13 protein-coding genes are annotated in these 16186 nt (G+C 60.3%); 3 read left to right on the plus strand and 10 right to left on the minus strand.

Features of this window, described 5'->3' with window-relative positions:
- Positions 1–502 precede the first annotated feature (502 nt).
- The gene (gene xoxF5, locus A3OQ_RS0102920; RefSeq protein ID WP_020173857.1) at positions 503–2314 is read right to left on the minus strand and encodes a lanthanide-dependent methanol dehydrogenase XoxF5; all 1812 of its coding nucleotides are present in this window, start codon (positions 2312–2314) and stop codon (positions 503–505) included.
- A gap of 315 nt (positions 2315–2629) precedes the next feature.
- Between xoxF5 and A3OQ_RS0102925 the strand changes: the two genes are divergently transcribed.
- Positions 2630–3583, plus strand: a complete 954-nt coding sequence (locus A3OQ_RS0102925) for a quinoprotein relay system zinc metallohydrolase 2 (protein WP_020173858.1) — start codon at positions 2630–2632, stop codon at positions 3581–3583.
- Positions 3584–3688: 105 nt separating this feature from the next.
- On the plus strand, positions 3689–4513 hold the full coding sequence (locus A3OQ_RS0102930; RefSeq protein ID WP_020173859.1) for a quinoprotein dehydrogenase-associated SoxYZ-like carrier: 825 nt from the start codon (positions 3689–3691) through the stop codon (positions 4511–4513).
- A 401-nt stretch (positions 4514–4914) separates the two neighbouring features.
- Here the strand turns inward: A3OQ_RS0102930 and A3OQ_RS0102940 are convergent, their stop codons facing one another.
- The 9 genes from A3OQ_RS0102940 to uppP all read right to left on the minus strand — a co-directional run bounded on the left by A3OQ_RS0102940 (position 4915) and on the right by uppP (position 15001).
- Entirely contained in the window at positions 4915–5286 is a 372-nt protein-coding gene (locus tag A3OQ_RS0102940; RefSeq protein WP_020173861.1) for a hypothetical protein, read from the minus strand.
- Positions 5287–5457: 171 nt separating this feature from the next.
- Positions 5458–5739: a hypothetical protein gene (locus A3OQ_RS0102945; protein ID WP_152428300.1), complete on the minus strand. Its 282-nt coding sequence runs from the start codon at positions 5737–5739 to the stop codon at positions 5458–5460.
- A 256-nt stretch (positions 5740–5995) separates the two neighbouring features.
- Positions 5996–7012 carry an LLM class flavin-dependent oxidoreductase gene (locus tag A3OQ_RS0102950; protein ID WP_020173863.1) on the minus strand — a complete coding sequence of 339 codons (1017 nt, stop codon included), beginning with the start codon at positions 7010–7012 and terminating at the stop codon, positions 5996–5998.
- A gap of 260 nt (positions 7013–7272) precedes the next feature.
- Positions 7273–8865 (minus strand): flavin monoamine oxidase family protein, encoded by a 1593-nt coding sequence (locus A3OQ_RS0102955; RefSeq protein ID WP_020173864.1) that lies wholly within the window; start codon positions 8863–8865, stop codon positions 7273–7275.
- 128 nt (positions 8866–8993) lie between these two features.
- Positions 8994–9326 carry a (2Fe-2S) ferredoxin domain-containing protein gene (locus A3OQ_RS0102960; RefSeq protein ID WP_026595437.1) on the minus strand — a complete coding sequence of 111 codons (333 nt, stop codon included), beginning with the start codon at positions 9324–9326 and terminating at the stop codon, positions 8994–8996.
- 165 nt (positions 9327–9491) lie between these two features.
- The gene (locus A3OQ_RS0102965) at positions 9492–11345 is read right to left on the minus strand and encodes a CHASE3 domain-containing protein (RefSeq protein WP_020173866.1); all 1854 of its coding nucleotides are present in this window, start codon (positions 11343–11345) and stop codon (positions 9492–9494) included.
- 133 nt (positions 11346–11478) lie between these two features.
- Positions 11479–12492, minus strand: coding sequence for a cytochrome d ubiquinol oxidase subunit II (cydB, locus tag A3OQ_RS0102970; RefSeq protein WP_020173867.1), 1014 nt, complete (start codon positions 12490–12492; stop codon positions 11479–11481).
- Positions 12493–12512: 20 nt separating this feature from the next.
- The gene (locus tag A3OQ_RS0102975; RefSeq protein WP_020173868.1) at positions 12513–13922 is read right to left on the minus strand and encodes a cytochrome ubiquinol oxidase subunit I; all 1410 of its coding nucleotides are present in this window, start codon (positions 13920–13922) and stop codon (positions 12513–12515) included.
- 203 nt (positions 13923–14125) lie between these two features.
- Entirely contained in the window at positions 14126–15001 is an 876-nt protein-coding gene (gene uppP, locus A3OQ_RS0102980; protein WP_020173869.1) for an undecaprenyl-diphosphatase UppP, read from the minus strand.
- A 346-nt stretch (positions 15002–15347) separates the two neighbouring features.
- On the opposite strand from uppP, the gene A3OQ_RS0102990 reads away from it, so the two are divergent.
- The gene (locus A3OQ_RS0102990; RefSeq protein WP_152428301.1) at positions 15348–16160 is read left to right on the plus strand and encodes a hypothetical protein; all 813 of its coding nucleotides are present in this window, start codon (positions 15348–15350) and stop codon (positions 16158–16160) included.
- Positions 16161–16186 lie beyond the last annotated feature (26 nt).

The raw sequence follows: 16186 nt of genomic DNA on the forward strand, positions 1-16186 counted from the left end.
TGCCGAGACAGGCTTCAACCTGAACCCTCTCCGGTGGTTTACCTTTCCGTTTTTGCGGCTGCGCGCGCGGCGGAGCCGCATCGGCTTGCGCCCGGAGAAGATAAGCGAAGATGTTGTTCAAGTGGCACGTCACGGTCATGTCGCCGAAGCCAGAGCGGATGAGAAAACCCGTGCAGCGGTTTCCCGCCGCAATCAAATTCATGCAGATTGCGTAAACCTATCTGCCTATCCCGCTCTCATCTATGAGAATCAATCCCTTATCGCTCACAGCGCCGACCATTTGCTGCGCCGCTCAAGCAATGAACAACCCCTCTCGTCCGAGAGGCCGTCTTTGCGAATTATGTCCTTGGACACATGCTCGATGCATGACGAATAGATTAAATTGCAGTCATGCTGTGCGGGACTATCCGACGACGTCGGGCCCGTTTCGGATCGCGTCTCAAAGAAAGCCCGGCGTAACCTGTAGGCACGCCGGGCTCTTTAGTCGCGTTGATGGACTAGATCATTCCGCGCCGGGAAGGGCGAAGACCGTCAGCTGTCCACCGAGAGCGGTGTAGTTCGAGAGGGCAGCGTAGCCGCCGACCGCGCCGAGGCCGTCGGTGGGCTTCGTCAAGCCAGCCGCGAGGCCGATGCCGGCCCAGCCGCCAACACCCGAGAGGATGCCGACATATTGCTTGCCGCCATGCTCGTAGGTCATGACGTTGCCGATGATGCCCGACGGGGTCTTGAACTTATAGAGTTCCTTACCCGTCTTGGCGTCGACCGCCTTCAGGTAGCCTTCGAGCGTGCCGTAGAAGACAAGACCGGAAGCCGTGGCGAGAGCGCCCGACCAAACCGAGAACTGCTCCTTATCGGACCAAACGATCTTACCCTTCTTGCCGTCCCAAGCGATGAAATTGCCCATGTTGGTTTCGCCGGGCGGCGGATACATGGACAGGGTGGCGCCGACATAAGGCTGACCGGCGGTATAGCTGACCACGAAGGGCTCGTAATCCATGCAGACATGGTTGGTCGGCACGTAGAAGAGTTCCGTGAGCGGCGAGTAGGCAGCCGGCTGTTCGTCCTTGGAACCAAGGGCGGCCGGGCAGATGCCCTTGTTGTTGAAGTCCGCCGGGTTATGGCCAGGCGCATATTTGGCGACGACTTCCGGGCGGCCGTAGGTCTTGGACGACTTGTCCATGTCGATCTTGGTCGCCCAGTTCACGGCCGGATCATACTTTTCGGCGACGAGGAGTTCGCCGTCGGTACGGTCGAGCGTATAGCCGAAGCCGTTACGGTCGAAGTGGGTCAGAAGCTTGCGCTCCTTGCCGTCGATCTTCTGATCCGTGAGGATCATTTCGTTGATGCCGTCATAATCCCACTCATCGTGGGGGGTCATCTGATAGACCCACTTGGCCTGGCCCGTGTCGACGTCACGCGCCCAAATGGTCATCGACCACTTGTTGTCGCCGGGACGCTGATTCGGGTTCCAGGTCGAAGGATTGCCCGACCCGTAATAGATCAGGTTGAGAGCCGGATCATAGGAATACCAGCCCCAGGTGGCGCCGCCACCGATCTTCCACTGATCGCCTTCCCAGGTCGAGAGCGAAGAGTCCTTGCCGACCGGCTTGCCGAGCGAGGTGGTCTTCTCGGGATCGATCAGCGTCTGGCTGTCTGGGCCCATGGAATAGCCACGCCAAGCGAGCTTGCCGTCCTTGATGTTATAGGCCGAGACCCACGACTGGACGCCGAACTCACCACCGGACACGCCGATGAAGACCTTGTCCTTCATGACGAAGGGAGCGTCCGTACCGGTCGCGCCCTTGGACGGATCGCCGTCCTTGACCGACCAAACGACGGAGCCGGTCTTGGCGTCGAGCGCTACGAGGGTCGTATCGGCCTGATGCAAGAAGATCTTGCCGTCGCCGTAGGACAGACCGCGGTTAACGGTGTCGCAGCACATCACCGGAATGACGTTCGGATCCTGCTTCGGCTCATATTTCCAGAGGATCTTCTCCTCGTGATTAAGGTCAAGCGCATAGACGATGTTCGGGAATGGGGTATGCACGAACATCACGTCGCCGATGACCAGCGGCGCGCCTTCATGGCCGCGCAGAACGCCGGTCGAGAAGGTCCAAGCCGGAGCAAGGGTCTTCACGTTCTCGGGTGTGATCTGCTTCAGTTGAGAAAAGGCGGTGCTGGCATAATTACCGCGCGGCATCACCCAATCCTTGGGGTTCTGCGACAGTTTAATAAGTTCTTCGTTGGCGAAGGCCGCGCCGCCCGCCAACAGAGCAGCGGTTCCCACGCATGACATGAGCAGCAACTTACGCATCAGTTTTCCTCCCGACACTTCGGTCGTGGACGCTTATGACGAGTTATCCCGTTTCAGCAGCGTCCTGGTTATGGGAACTTGTCTCCGGCAGCGTGTCACGTCCCGATTGAGTCAAGAAGGCATCTGGAAATGCCCATCAACCCGACCGATCCTACGAAGACGAGCGACGTTCCCATCGCCGACCGTCTTGAAGCCGGAACCATGTTTTCAATTCTATGATGACCTTTTCATTCGCGCAATAGAAGATTGCACTTGATTTGCGGGCTCCTTCATCAAATGACACTTTTTTGTGCAACACATGACTGGAGAAGGCTCATGCCGATCGACCGATGCTTTTGGCTGTTCCCGTTTTTCATCCCGATTTTTTTAAGCCTAGCGCCCGCGATCGCACAGACGCTCGATCCTTTACCAGTCCGCGAAATCGCGCCGGGCGTCTACGCCTATGAAGGCGCTATCGCTTTGATGGATCACGCGAATGAAGGCGCCATCGCGAATATCGGTTTCATTGTCGGCGACGATGCGGTCGCCGTCGTCGATACTGGCGGAAGCGCGCTCGAAGGACAAAGACTGCGCGAAGCGATCCGCAAAATCACCGACAAACCGATCCGTTACGTTATCAATACGCACGAGCATCCGGATCATGTTTTCGGAAACGCCGCCTTCGAGGCGAAGGATGCGACTTTCGTCGGGCATAAGAATTTGCCGAGGGCGCTCGCGCAACGCAAGGAATTCTATCTCCAGGCTTTCAAGCCGATGATCGGCGACGATCTCATCAAAGACGTGAAGATCATTCCGCCGACCCTGCTCGTCGATATCGGCAAGGACAAGGAAACGCGCCTCGATCTCGGTCATCGCACGCTCGTCCTGCGCGCGTGGCCGGTGATGCATACCGACTGTGACCTGACCGTTCTCGACGAAAAGACCGCGACGCTCTTCACCGGCGATCTCGTCTTCTTCCAGCATGTGCCGGTGGTCGACGGAAGCCTCAAGGGCTGGCTTGCCGCCATGGATGAACTCACGGCCATTCCTGCCAAGCTCGCCGTTCCCGGCCATGGCAAGATCGGGCTGGATTGGCCGCAGGCGCTCGCCGACGAGCGCGCCTATTTGACGAAATTGACGAAGGATCTCCGCGGTCTCATCGCCAAGGGCGACGACGTCGGACAAGCAGCCAAAGAGGCCGGGCAATCGGAGGCCAAAAACTGGCAGCTTTTCAACGATTACAATCCGCGCAATGCGACCGCGGGCTTTGCCGAACTCGAATGGGAATGAACCACGGCCTTACATGATGCACTTGAGCGGTCTGCCCGGAAGGCATAGTTTGGTAGGCGGAGAGCGACGCGAGATCGGCTTATTCTTCCAGGGAGACGCAGGATGATGGGACTTTGGCACAAGGGAACGGCCCTCGCCGCGACATGTATCCTCGCTACTGCGCTTTCGTGGCCGGCGCAGGCGCAAGACGCCCAGCCAGATCCCTGGCCGTCTCTCGTCTCGGACGTGTTTCACGACAAGCCGATCAAGGACGGCGTCGGCGTGATCGGCCTCGACGCGCCCGTTCGTGCCGAGGACGCGGCGCTGGTTCCGATGAAATTGTCGATCCTGCTGCCGCCGGACGATCCGCGCAAAGTGAAATCGATCACGCTCGTCATCGACGAAAATCCGGCGCCTGTCGCGGCGGTTTTCGAAATCGGCCCGAAGGCGCGGATCAGCACGATTTCGACGCGCGTGCGCGTCAATCAATATACGAATGTCCATGCCGTGGCGGAGCTCTCCGACGGCTCACTCTATGCGGTGATGCGCTATGTGAAGGCGGCTGGCGGCTGCTCAGCGCCCGCCGCCAAAAATCTCGACGAGGCCAATTCGAATCTCGGCCAGATGAAGTTCCGCGAGCTGGCGGATGCCGACGCCAATCTGGCGCCCCCCTTGAAGGAAGGCGTCTTCATGATGAAGCACCCGAATAATTCGGGACTCCAGATGGATCAGATCACGCATCTTTACGTGCCGGCGCGCTATGTCGATTCGCTGCGGATCTCGCAAGGCGAGGATCTCATCCTCGCGGTCACCGGCGGCATTTCGATTTCCGAAGATCCGAATTTCCGCTTCAGCTTCGCGCCCAATGGCGCGCGTGAGGTTCACGCCGAAGCGAAGGACACGAGCGGCGCGAGCTTCCGCGGCGAATGGCCGGTCCATCCGACGATGTGAGCGGAGAGGCTGTTGTGACATGCCGACACGCGCCTGAGCCCAATCAAGTTAAGTCATTCATCTGACGGCGGACATTTTCGGCGAGGCGGCGTCATACCTGTCAATGATGGCCCTTTGGGCCGCCGCCGAAGGCGGTCGCAAAGCGATCATTGACAGGTATGACTCGCCCGCCATGCTCGCCGCCAAGAGATGAATGGCGAAATCCGCGCTGTCTCGCATCCAAGTAAGAGCACCCTCCAGCGGGGATTGGCAATCCGTTCAACCGTCATGGCCGTGCTTGTCACGGCCATCCACGCCGATGCAGTGCTTCAATAATTGCGGAGCGGAGGTAGCCTCAAAACGTGGATGGCCGGGTCAAGCCCGGCCATGACGCAGTCGCAAGTCCGTGACCCTAACCCTTCTTAGAAGCACCGGACTTCCGCTTCCGCCTGGGCACGGTGCAGGTCGTTGAGGATGTCCTTCGCCTGAACGGTGGAGCGAAACATCGTGCCGATCTGGCCCTGCTGCTGGGCCATACTGGCGACCGTCTCCGCCTCGACGTAATTGTCATAGCTTATGATCGAGGCGATGACATCGATCGAGCAGGAGCAGCGGGTGAGATTGTCCTGCGTTTCGCCATTCGATTTCATGCAGGCGAAGACATAATCGGCGCGCGCCGAGGTCGGGTAGTCATTGACCTCGGCTGAAAATGCCGGGCCGCTGCCCGCGGCAATCGCGAGGCAAAGCGATAGGACGATCACCGATCCGGATGTCTTCGATTGAGGCCAACGCATGCACTTCCTCCGGCAGGTCTTTGTTTTTGACGCATGATCTCGTCCAAAAAGTCTGCAACTTTTTGGGATCATGCTCTGGCCCGGAGCATAAACGCGGATCGTGGCGAGGAAACAGAAAAAGCGAAAGGTGACTGGGATTTAATACGGGGTTACGCCGGAGTGGAGAAAGTCTCAGGCGTGATCGTGATGCGCGAGGTTCGCCACGAGGCGCGGCATGGCGAAAGTGCCCGCGGCGATCAGGAAGCTCGCAACCAGGAACGGCGCGTTGGTGAACAGGGCGAAGATATAAACGAAGAGGATCGACGAGGTCGCCGCGCCGCCCGCGAGATAGCTGAGGCCGAGCGCCGCCGTAGGCACCAGGATCAGGGTGAGAACAGCCGTCGCCGCGACGGTGAAGGCGAAATGCAAGCCGCCCGTATGGTTTCGCGTTTCCGTGTGGGTTTGTGCGCTCATCGTCATTTTTCCAGTCCTCCGGCCGAAAGGCTGCCCCGCAGTTCCGGTGTGGCCTTTGTGCCCGAGATCGCTGCGCACCTCTGTGCGCCAGCGCTCAGGCCATAGAACGGGCGAAAGCCGAAAAAGATCCCAGCTTTGCTGTAGCGGATCGATTTTATCGGGGACCGGGGGGACCGCGCGGCAGCCGGATCGCTGCGCCGCAATCTGCGATATAGAGCTAAGTGATTATATTATTTGTATTTTTAAAGCCTCAGTCTTAGCCGAGAGCAACCCGGAGCGGCGGCTCCTGCTTCGCCGCCACCGGCACCACTTCCGTCCGGAAGCGGCGAAGCATATCCTCGCCGCGTGCCGGATCGAGCCAGCATTGTTTGAGCACGATGCTCGCGACAGGTGCGGCCGCGCACAGCTCGGCGAGCTTGCGGCGGCAGGTTTCGGGCGAACCGATCAGCGCATGGGCAAGAAACCCGTCGATCGAGGCGGCGGGGATCGGCGCGTCGACCGGCGTTTGCGCGGCGAACATCGGCCGCATGCCCCGAATGAAGCGCTCGATCGCGGGCAGCGCGAGGTCGAGCGCTTCCTGATCGCTATCGGCGATGCAGGCATTGCGCAGAACCACGAAATTCGGGTCGGCACCGGCACAAGCTTCGGTCTTATAGGTTTGAATGAGTTCGGCGATTTTGGCCGGCGATGCGCCATGCCCGGCCATCAGGCCCCAGCCGCGCCGCCCGGCTTCGATAATCGTCTCCTTGGTGCTCGACGCCACCCAGACCGGCAAAGGGTTCTGCTGGATGCGGGGGAAGGTCGTGAGGCCTTCCGCCTTGTACCAGCGTCCGGCGAAGGCAACCTTCTCCTCGGTCAGAAGCCGCAACAGAAAATCGGTTGCCTCGTGGTTCTGGTCCGCCGCGTCGGCCGCTTCGACGCGGAAATGCTGATATTGGATCGGAAAGGGACCGCCGCGCGCGACGCCGAGATCGAGCCTTCCGTTGGAAAGAATATCGATCGTCGCCAGATCCTCGGCGACTCGGATCGGATCATGCAGCGGCAGCAGGATCGCCGCCGAACCGATGCGGATGCGCGAGGTGCGGGCCGCGAGCGCGGCCATCAAAGGCAGGGTCGAGGCGGATTGGCTGAAGCGATTGAAATGATGCTCGGAGACCCAGAGCTCGTCGAGGCCCAGCGCTTCGGCTTTGACCGCGAGATCCATCTGCGTGCGGATGGCCGAGGCGCCATCGTTAGGGCCGTGCTCGAAATTGAGGAAGAGACCGAGACGCATGGTGCACTCGTGGACGATGAAAGCGCGTCGCGCTCGTTGCCGCCCCTCATTCTATAGCTCAAGACCATAACGGGATAGAGGGCGACACGCTCTTCCTTCGCCTGCTTGCGGGAGAAGGTGGCCCCTGGCGTCAGCCGGGGTCGGATGAGGGGACATCAAGTCTGCCTCATCTAAAATCATGAAACTGTTGGAACAGCCCTCATCCGTCATGCTTCGCATGACACCTTCTCCCGCAAGCGGGAGAAGGGACACAACCAGCCTTAAGCCGCCGCGACTTCCGGCGTATGCGCTACGAAATAGGCGTTCACCGAGAGGCAGAATTCCTTCCAGGCCGCCGCGATGTCGCGCAGGATCGCCTGCAAGTAATCCTTGCCGAGCTTGTCTTCGCCGGGGAAGTTCGACAAAGCGCAAGAGGTGCGGTTCGCCTCGATCACCGAATCGAGCAGGAACTCGATGAAGCCCTTGAACGAGCCCAAAATCTCCGGCGTGAGGTCGGAGCGGCCGTTCGTGATCGCGACCGAGCTCATGTCGAAGGAGAGATCCTCTAGCTTCAGTAGCGCGCTCGAGAAGACGCCCTCCATGGTCGCGACCATGGCGCGCTGGGTGAGGATTTCCTTGTCCGGGCTCGCCATCAGCTTGGCGAGGTTCTTCTTGTAGATGGCCAGAACCTCGGCCTGCGTGTCGCCGACCCAATGGGCGAAGGCGGCGACGCTTTCGGCGTTCGAAACCGCACCCTTGCCGGCGCCCGGCGCGGTGACGGTCGCTGACGGCGCATAACGGCCGACGTCGCGCATCAGGCGGCGGGCAGCATCGAGCGCACCTTCCATATAGCCGCCGGCGTAGCTCGCCGTCTCCGAAGCGCCGAAGAAGAGTTTCCCGTCCCACCAGGTCTGGCGCAGGATCGGATTGCCGTAATGGGGATGTTCCTCGGGCGGCACCATGTCGAGGCGGGCGCAGGTGAATTCGTCCGCCGCCCAATCCTTGTAATGCTGCTCGCCGTGCTCGTAGTCGGGGCCGAAGACCTGGCCCATCTGATTGCCCATCAGCATGGGCATGCCGTCGATGAAGCTCGCCCGCAGTTCCGGCGTGAGGGCGATGAAGCCGCCGATCGCGGCGCGCGTGCCCGTCGCATCGCAGGCATCGAAAATTTCGCCGATCACGGCTTGTCCATGGGTGACGAAAGCATTGCCGGACTTGCCCTCATCGCGCCAGCCGGGCTTGTCATAGGCCAGCACGGCCTTCGCCTGCCCCGCCATCCAGGTGTAGGACTCTTGCATCGCGGCGACGAGTTCCGGCGACAGTTCCGGCTCGAAGCGGACGCGTTCCTCGATGAGACGCGGGGGCACCGCGAGAACGACGCGCTTCGCCTCGACGGTGACGAGCGCGTCGCCATGCCGGAAATGCAATTCGACATGCGTGCCGCGATCGAAGACGGCGGTGATCACATGCTCGAGGTGGATCGCGTCCGCCGGAATTTTTTGCGCAATGGCCTCAATGACGGAAGCCATGCCGCCCTCGACGCGGCGGGCGCCCGCATGGACGCTTTCGTTCTCGGTCGGATGCGGTTTCTTGTCGTGATCGTGCAGGCGCAGCACCGTGCCCGTATCATGCTGCAGGAAGCTGATGAGGCCGAGATCGGCGACGAGGCGGACCATGCCCGGCTGGGTATCGGGCCAATACCAGGTCGGCCCGAGATCGACGCGCATATCCGCCTTTTCCGAGCGTTCGGACAAGATACGGCCGCCGATGCGGGACCTTGCTTCGTATATGGAAAAGGGGCGGCCTTGCGCCTGCAACCCCGCAGCGAGTGAAAGGCCGCAGAGGCCGGCGCCGACGATTACGGTTTCAAGCATAGCCCATCTCCAAGCTCATCCGCGGGGGCCCTTAGCGCAGCCAATCGGCCACCCGCCATTTCCTCGACTTTAATCTGCCGCATCATCTCGGTCCGAAAAGTCTGCAACTTTTCGGGATGATGCTTGATTCATTTCTGCGGCACGATGATGAGCCGCTCGACCGGATTGCCTTCGACGAAATGCGATTGAATGATTTCATCAATGTCTTCCGGCTTTTCCGGGTGATACCAGATGCCTTCCGGGTAGACGACCATCAAGGGGCCGGCGCGGCAGAAGGAAAGGCAGCCCGAACTCGTCATTTGGACATCGGCAAGCTGTTTGGCCTCAAGCTTTTGCGCCAGCCGGTTCCATAAAGGCTCCGCACCGTTCTCCATGCAGCTCCCGCGCGGATGCCCGGCGGGGCGCTTCGTAAAGCAGGCGAAGACATGGTATTTGAATACCGTAGGTAAATCGAGGGCCATCATTCATCCCAATTGAACATTCCGATTTCGCTTAGACCCATTCAATTCCCGTGCCGCGTTGCGCACAGGACAAAGGTTTTTCTTTTCAAGCTGATACCGCATTTGCGAGCGGCTTCGGCAGGCAGCCGGCCGCAGCTGATTGGAGCGGAGCAGACAAAAGGCGGATCACGCCCCGTCGAGGACGTCGCGGACTTTGGCCGCCAATTGATCGAGGGTGAAGGGCTTGCCGATCAAATGAACGCCGGGGTCGAGCACGCCATTATGGACGATGGCATTGCGCGTATAGCCGGTCGTGAAGAGAACCTTGAGTTTGGGACGCCGCCGCAGCGCTTCATCCGCGAGTTTGCGGCCGTTGATCTCCGGCATCACAATATCCGTAAAGAGCAGATTGATCGCCGGATCGGCGTCGAGAATCCGTAAGGCCGCGGCGGCACCGTCGGCGTGGTGCACCGTATATCCCAGTTCGCGCAGGCAGCCGACCGTCAAGGACCGGACGCGGTCTTCATCCTCGACGACAAGGACCGATTCGCTCAGGTTCCCGGCCGCGCGGTTGGGGCGCGCACTTTCAACGGCGGCCTGTTCGCTGCCGAGAAACCGCGGCAGATAAAGTTTGACCGTCGTGCCTTGCCCGACTTCCGAATAGATTTTGATGTGGCCGCCCGATTGTTTGACGAAGCCAAACACCTGACTGAGCCCAAGCCCGGTGCCCTTACCGATCTCCTTCGTCGTAAAGAAAGGATCGAAAGCCCGGCTCACGACGTCGGACGGCATGCCCATTCCGGTGTCGGTAATGGCGATCAAAACATATTGCCCGGCTGGCACCTCGACATGCTCGGCAGCGTAAGTCTCATCAAGATAGGCGTTGAGCGTTTCGATCGTCAGCTTACCGCCGTCGGGCATGGCATCGCGGGCATTGATGCAGAGATTGAGAATGGCGCTTTCCAACTGATTGGCGTCGGCATGCGTCTTCCAGAGTCCGCCGGCCAGCACGATCTCGATTTGAATCGCTTCTCCGAGCGTCCGGCGCAAAAGATCCGACAGGCCCGACACGAACTTGTTCGGATCGATGGGCTCGGGCGTCAGCGCCTGCTGGCGGGAAAAGGCCAAAAGCCGGTTCGTTAAACCAGCCGCGCGGGTCGCACCCTCCAAGGCGCTGTCCATGAGTTGCGCGGCATCGCTTGTCTCGCCGCGATCGAGCCGTCTTTTCAGGAGATTGAGGCTACCGATCACGATCGCGAGCATATTGTTGAAATCATGCGCGATCCCGCCGGTGAGCTGGCCCACGGCCTCCATCTTTTGAGCCTGCCGCAATTGATCGGACAGCCGCTCGCGTTCCTGAGCCTCGCGAACGAGATTGACATTGGCCGCCGACAAAGCGTCCCGCGCCGCAAGCAGCGTCGCGACCTGCCGCTGATTGATCCAAAAACTCAACAGGCCGAGGACGACGACCAGCACAGCGGCGGAGAGAATGCCAATCCGCACATGGCTCGACGCCGCATCGGCCGCGGCCGAACGTTCGTCGATGAGGCGCGCCTCCTCCGCCCTGATTTCCGCGATGAGCTCCCGGGCGCGATCCATGACGACCTTACCGCGATCGCTGTTTATGACGACCGCCAGCTTCCCGTCATCTTTTGCCTCAATTCCGGCCTGCGCAATTTCGAGTCTTTGCTGCGCGACGGAATGCAAAGTCGACAGAAGCGGGATCTCGCTTGCGTGGCCAGAAAGCTCTTTCGACAGGACTTCGAACTGTCTCTCGAGGTTTTCGCGGCCATTGTTAAAGGGCTCGAGATATCTTTCTTGCCCGGTCAGCAGAAAACCCCGCTGCCCGGTTTCGACATCCTGCAAGGCCGAGAGGACCGCGGCGAGACTGCTTTCAGTGGCCACCGACGACCGGAGCGCCGCTGTGTCTTCCGCTTGACGCAGACTGAGCCAAAGGCTCGCGCCGACGATCAACCCAAGGGCCAGAAACCCGGCGATGAGCGAAAACATCCGCAAAAAGACATGGGTGAGAGCGGGCATAGCTTAGCTATTATGACGATCGCGGGATATACCGACCGATTCCGCAGACTAGGCAAACAAAGCCCAACCTTGTCAACTACAGCAAGCTGCGGAAAAGCCTGCAACCTTTCCGGCGCAACCAAATCATCGTGATCTAGTGATAGCTCTCACCGGGTCCGAGTTTGCCGCGGAACGTCCAATAGACAAAACCCGTGTAGAGCAGAATGAGGGGCAGCAAGATAACGACGCCGGCCAGCATGAATTTCAGCGAGGCGGATGCCGCGGCGGCCTGCCAGACGTCGACCGATGGCGGCACGAGATAAGGATAGGAGGAAATCGCAAGTCCGAGGAAACATAAAAGGAAAATGCCTATGACGCCGAAGAAGGGCTTCATCTCGGCGCCCCTTCCGATCCACCGCCAGACGAGAAAACCGAGACCGATCGTCGCCAGCGGCAAAGGCCAGAGGAAGAAAATATTCGGCATCGAGAACCAGCGCTCCGCGATCCGCTCATAGCGGATCGGCGTCCACAGGCTGACAAGGCCGGCGAAAAGCGCGACGGCGATCAGGAAACGCGGCGCCAGCTTTCGCGCATATGAAGCGACCTCGCCATGCGTCTTCATCATCAGCCAGCAGGTCGCGAGCAACCCATAACCTGCGATAAGCCCGAAGCCGCACATGAGCGAGAACAGCGAAAGCCAGTCGAAAGGGCCGCCCGCAAAGCGGCCATTCACGACCGTCACGCCTTGCAGCATCCCGCCGAGCACAAGACCCTGCGCGAAGACCGCGACGATCGATCCGCCGGAAAAAGCCAGATCCCAATATTTCTGGTTTGGCTTCGCCGCCCAGCGGAATTCAAACGCGACGCCGCGCAGGATCAAGGCGAGCAGCATCAGGATGATCGGAATATAAAGCGCCGAAAACAGGATCGAATAGGCCAGCGGAAAGGCAGCCAGCATGCCGCCGCCGCCAAGCACGAGCCATGTCTCGTTGCCATCCCAGAAGGGCGCGACGGAAGACATCATATCATCGCGAAAATGTTCTTCCCGCGCCAAGGGAAACAAGATGCCGAGGCCGAGATCGAACCCGTCAAGAATGACATACATGGCGACGGCGACGCCGATGATGACGGCCCAGATCACCGGGAGGTACCAATCCGCTATCGTCATCGCACTGCCCTCTGCGTTGATTAACCCGTCGGTAACGTGCCGCCCTGAGCCGCCTGTTGCGCCGCGTGCGTCGCGCCCGACAGCGGCCGCGACGGCAGGGCCTCGTCGCCACGCACGATGGCCGGCGAAGGCCCGGCATTGATCAGCCGGTTGATGTAATAAATCCCTGTCGAGAAGACGATGCCATAAACAAGCACGAAGAGCGCAAGTGAAATTGCGACCTCGCCCCCTGTGACGGGCGAAGCCGCTTCCGCCGTGCGCAAGATGCCGGTCGCAATCCAGGGCTGGCGGCCGATCTCGGTCACCATCCAGCCGGAGATGATCGCGAGAAAGCCCAGCGGCCACGACAAAGCCGCGACATTGAGAAACAGCCGGTCGGTCGAAAGCTTGCGCCTATACCAGAGATAGGCGCCCCAAAGAACGAGACCCAAGAGCGCGAAACCGATCGCGACCATGATACGGAAGGCGAAAAACACCGGCACCACCGGCGGCCGGTCTTCCGGCGGAAATTGCTTCAAGCCCTCGAAATGCCCATCCCATTCATGCGTGACGATGAGGGCCGCGCCGTGAGGAATCGACAGGGCGTAATCGTTGCGCTCGGCTTTCTCGTCCGGCCAACCGAACAGGACGAGTCCAGGCACTTCGGCCGAATCCCAATGCGCCTCGATCGCGGCCAATTTGGCCGGCTGATATTTTGCCGTCGCAAGCCCGTGCTCGTCGCCCGCCCAAATCTGTACGGGCGCCAGAAAGAGCGCGAGGCCCAGTCCCATCTTCAGCATGATGCCGGCGTGACCCGGATAGCGCCCGGCGAGAATGAGCCTGGCGCCGACCGCCATCACGACCACCGCCGTCGTCAGATAGGCGGCAATCACCATATGGACGAAACGATAGGGAAAAGTCGGGTTGAAGATCAGCTTCAGCCAATCGTCCGGATAGGCGACACCGTCCTTGATCACATAGCCGGCCGGAACCTGCATCCAGGAATTGGCCGAGAGAATCCAGAAAGCCGAGGTCGCCGTTCCCACCGCGACCATGATGGATGCCAAAAAATGCAGCCAGGGCGGCACGCGATTATGGCCAAACAGCATGATGCCGAGAAAGGTCGCCTCGAGAAAAAAGGCGGTGAGAACTTCGTAGGCCAGCAAGGGGCCGATGACATTGCCCGCGACGACCGAGAAATGCGCCCAATTGGTGCCGAACTCATAGGACAGAACAAGCCCCGAGACGACGCCCATGGCAAAGGAGATCGCGAAGATCTTGGTCCAGAACCGCGCCAGATCGTGATAGCGCTCGTCACGCGTGAAGAGCCAGCATCCCGTCAAAGTCGCGATGAAGGCCGAAAGCCCGATCGTGAAGGCCGGGAAAATAATATGATAAGTCACCGTGAAGGCGAATTGCCATCGGCTGAGCACCGTGGGATCGAGCTGCATCTTCGCCTCCGCCCTGTTGTGCCGTTCGGACTTGCGCCTCCGCAAGCTCGTTTGGCGCCGCTCATTGGCCCCAGCAAGCTTCGTCCGCCTGTTTTATTATAGGTCTCTCATCGACCATTGGTATTGTTTACCCAATTGTGGGGAAACGTGCCGCACCTATTTGCAACGATCCACGCCCAAATCGCAGCAAGGGCTGCCGCCGGTCAGTTCGGCAGCCAGCCCAAGGCTACCCCCGCCAAGAGAACGACGCCGAGAAGAGCCCGGTAGATCGCGAAAGGCCAAGCCGAAAAACGCTCCAAAATCCGCAGCAGGCTCCAGATCGCCACGAAGGCCGAGATCGAAGCGACGACGAGGCCCAAGGCTAAAATCGACCATCCCTGCGCATCGAGATGCGCCTTATGCAATTCCCACAGTTCCTTGAACCCGGCCGCGGCGATCGCCGGAAGTCCGAGAAGAAAGGAAAAGCGCGCGGCCTCGGCCCGTTCGAGATCGCGAAATAGAGCCGCCGTCAATGTCGAGCCGGAGCGCGAAACGCCGGGAATCAAAGCGCCGACCTGCGCGATGCCGATGACGAGCGCATCGACGATCGTCACATTGTCGAGCGTGCGCAAATGCAGCGAATAGACTTCGGCAAGACCGAGCAGCGCCGCCATCACGAGACAGGCGATGCCGATGACCGTCAATGTTCGCAAGGGCGAATCGCAGGCATTGAGCCAGGGCGCAAGAAGAACGCCGGCAATGATGATCGGCAAGGTCGCGATCAGGATCCAGATCACGAAGCGGAAATTCCAATTGGAAAAATCGCGCCGCCGCGCCGCCGCGATCGAGCCGAAGAAAATGCCGCGGACATCGGACCAGAAATAGCTGATGACGGCGGCGAGCGCGGCAAGCTGCATGGCCGCCGAGAAAGCGGAACCCGGATCGCGCCATCCGAGCAAAGCCGGAACGATCCGCATATGTGCCGTCGAGGAGATCGGCAGCAGCTCGGTCAGGCCCTGCACGACGCCAAGGACCGCCACCTTGGCATAGCCCAATGCGACGAAGCCCGTGTCGAGGCCCCCGGTACAGGCAGCCGCCATGTTGCCCCAGGAAAGGAAGGAACCGAAGAATCACCAGGCGCCTATGACGCCCGCGGCCATTTCTTTCAGACTCCGCCTCCAAGATCAACAGGAGGGACGCGGCAACACACAAAGCAGGTTTCAATTCCTCCCTTTACCTTGCGTGCCCGCTTTGCCTACCATGCGCTTCTTCTTTAGCGGGGCATAATCGATTATTCATGGATAGCGTGAAACGCATTTCACAAAGAGATGCCTTAGCTCGTTCGCCTCGGTTCCGGCGCCCAGCCGGGCCGCCCTGCTTACGACCCAAGAACCGGAGATCTGGTGTATGACGGTGGCCTGCCGTCGCTTTTCAGCGGGACCTGTCTTGCACCTTTTTACCACATCCGTGTTGGCGGCCTGCTGTCTCGCTGGTGGGATGTTCGTCGTGCTGACGGCCGGAACAGCGTCTGAAAAGACCCGCGGCGTCCGCCTCCTCAATCCCGGTGAGGAAATGGCACCGATCGCGCCGACGCATCTGGAGCCGCCGCTTGTCGGACCGAACGGCGCGCCGGTCGCAGCCATTCGCGTCGCCGTCGCCGACGGGCAATCCGGCAAGCTCGATGGCATGACCGCGCGCGATGCGCCCTTTGAAATCGTCGCACCAGGTGCCAATCCCGATCTTGTGTGGGATCCCACCTCGCATGCCGCGAGCATAGGTCGGACGATCATTGCCTATAAGGTCGAGCAAAGCGATCTTCCGGCTGTCATCGACCGCACGGCGGCGGTGCGGGGGCTGAAGGATCTGTCGGCCTCAAAGCCGCAAGTCATGCGCGTCAGCCCCGCCGCCGAGACGCGGCATCGCGGCGACAAGGTCGAGATCGACGTAGAGAATGTCGCGAACCGGTCTTTGGTTCTGTTCAACATAGCCGGCGACGGCACGGTCCAGGCGCTTTATCCTCTGGGTTCCGATGCGCGCATTCTCGATACGAGAACCTATCGTGTGACGGTTCAGATCAGGGAGCCTTTCGGCACGGACGCTCTCGTCGCCGTCACCGCCGCTCAGCCGATGGACCAGTTCGAGCAGGGAATCAGGCAGATCAGCCGTTTTCACAGCGCCGGCCAGGCCTTGCGGCTGGTGATGGCGGCTTTGCCGTCGGATGCGCGCATCGGGCTCGTGACCTTATCGAGCGTGCCTTAGCATCCGGACTCGATGATTTCGTAATC

The sequence above is a fragment of the Methyloferula stellata AR4 genome (genome assembly GCF_000385335.1).
GTDB classification, from domain to species: Bacteria; Pseudomonadota; Alphaproteobacteria; order Rhizobiales; family Beijerinckiaceae; genus Methyloferula; species Methyloferula stellata.

What these genes read in the sequence shown, in the direction of transcription:
- A3OQ_RS0102960 (WP_026595437.1), bottom strand. Translation starts at nt 9,326, where the DNA reads ATGGCCCTCGATTTACCTACGGTATTCAAATACCATGTCTTCGCCTGC.
- uppP (WP_020173869.1), bottom strand. Translation starts at nt 15,001, where the DNA reads ATGGCGGCTGCCTGTACCGGGGGCCTCGACACGGGCTTCGTCGCATTG.
- xoxF5 (WP_020173857.1), bottom strand. Translation starts at nt 2,314, where the DNA reads ATGCGTAAGTTGCTGCTCATGTCATGCGTGGGAACCGCTGCTCTGTTG.
- A3OQ_RS0102925 (WP_020173858.1), top strand. Translation starts at nt 2,630, where the DNA reads ATGCCGATCGACCGATGCTTTTGGCTGTTCCCGTTTTTCATCCCGATT.
- A3OQ_RS0102930 (WP_020173859.1), top strand. Translation starts at nt 3,689, where the DNA reads ATGGGACTTTGGCACAAGGGAACGGCCCTCGCCGCGACATGTATCCTC.
- A3OQ_RS0102955 (WP_020173864.1), bottom strand. Translation starts at nt 8,865, where the DNA reads ATGCTTGAAACCGTAATCGTCGGCGCCGGCCTCTGCGGCCTTTCACTC.
- A3OQ_RS0102975 (WP_020173868.1), bottom strand. Translation starts at nt 13,922, where the DNA reads ATGCAGCTCGATCCCACGGTGCTCAGCCGATGGCAATTCGCCTTCACG.
- A3OQ_RS0102950 (WP_020173863.1), bottom strand. Translation starts at nt 7,012, where the DNA reads ATGCGTCTCGGTCTCTTCCTCAATTTCGAGCACGGCCCTAACGATGGC.
- A3OQ_RS0102945 (WP_152428300.1), bottom strand. Translation starts at nt 5,739, where the DNA reads ATGAGCGCACAAACCCACACGGAAACGCGAAACCATACGGGCGGCTTG.
- cydB (WP_020173867.1), bottom strand. Translation starts at nt 12,492, where the DNA reads ATGACGATAGCGGATTGGTACCTCCCGGTGATCTGGGCCGTCATCATC.
- A3OQ_RS0102965 (WP_020173866.1), bottom strand. Translation starts at nt 11,345, where the DNA reads ATGCCCGCTCTCACCCATGTCTTTTTGCGGATGTTTTCGCTCATCGCC.
- A3OQ_RS0102940 (WP_020173861.1), bottom strand. Translation starts at nt 5,286, where the DNA reads ATGCGTTGGCCTCAATCGAAGACATCCGGATCGGTGATCGTCCTATCG.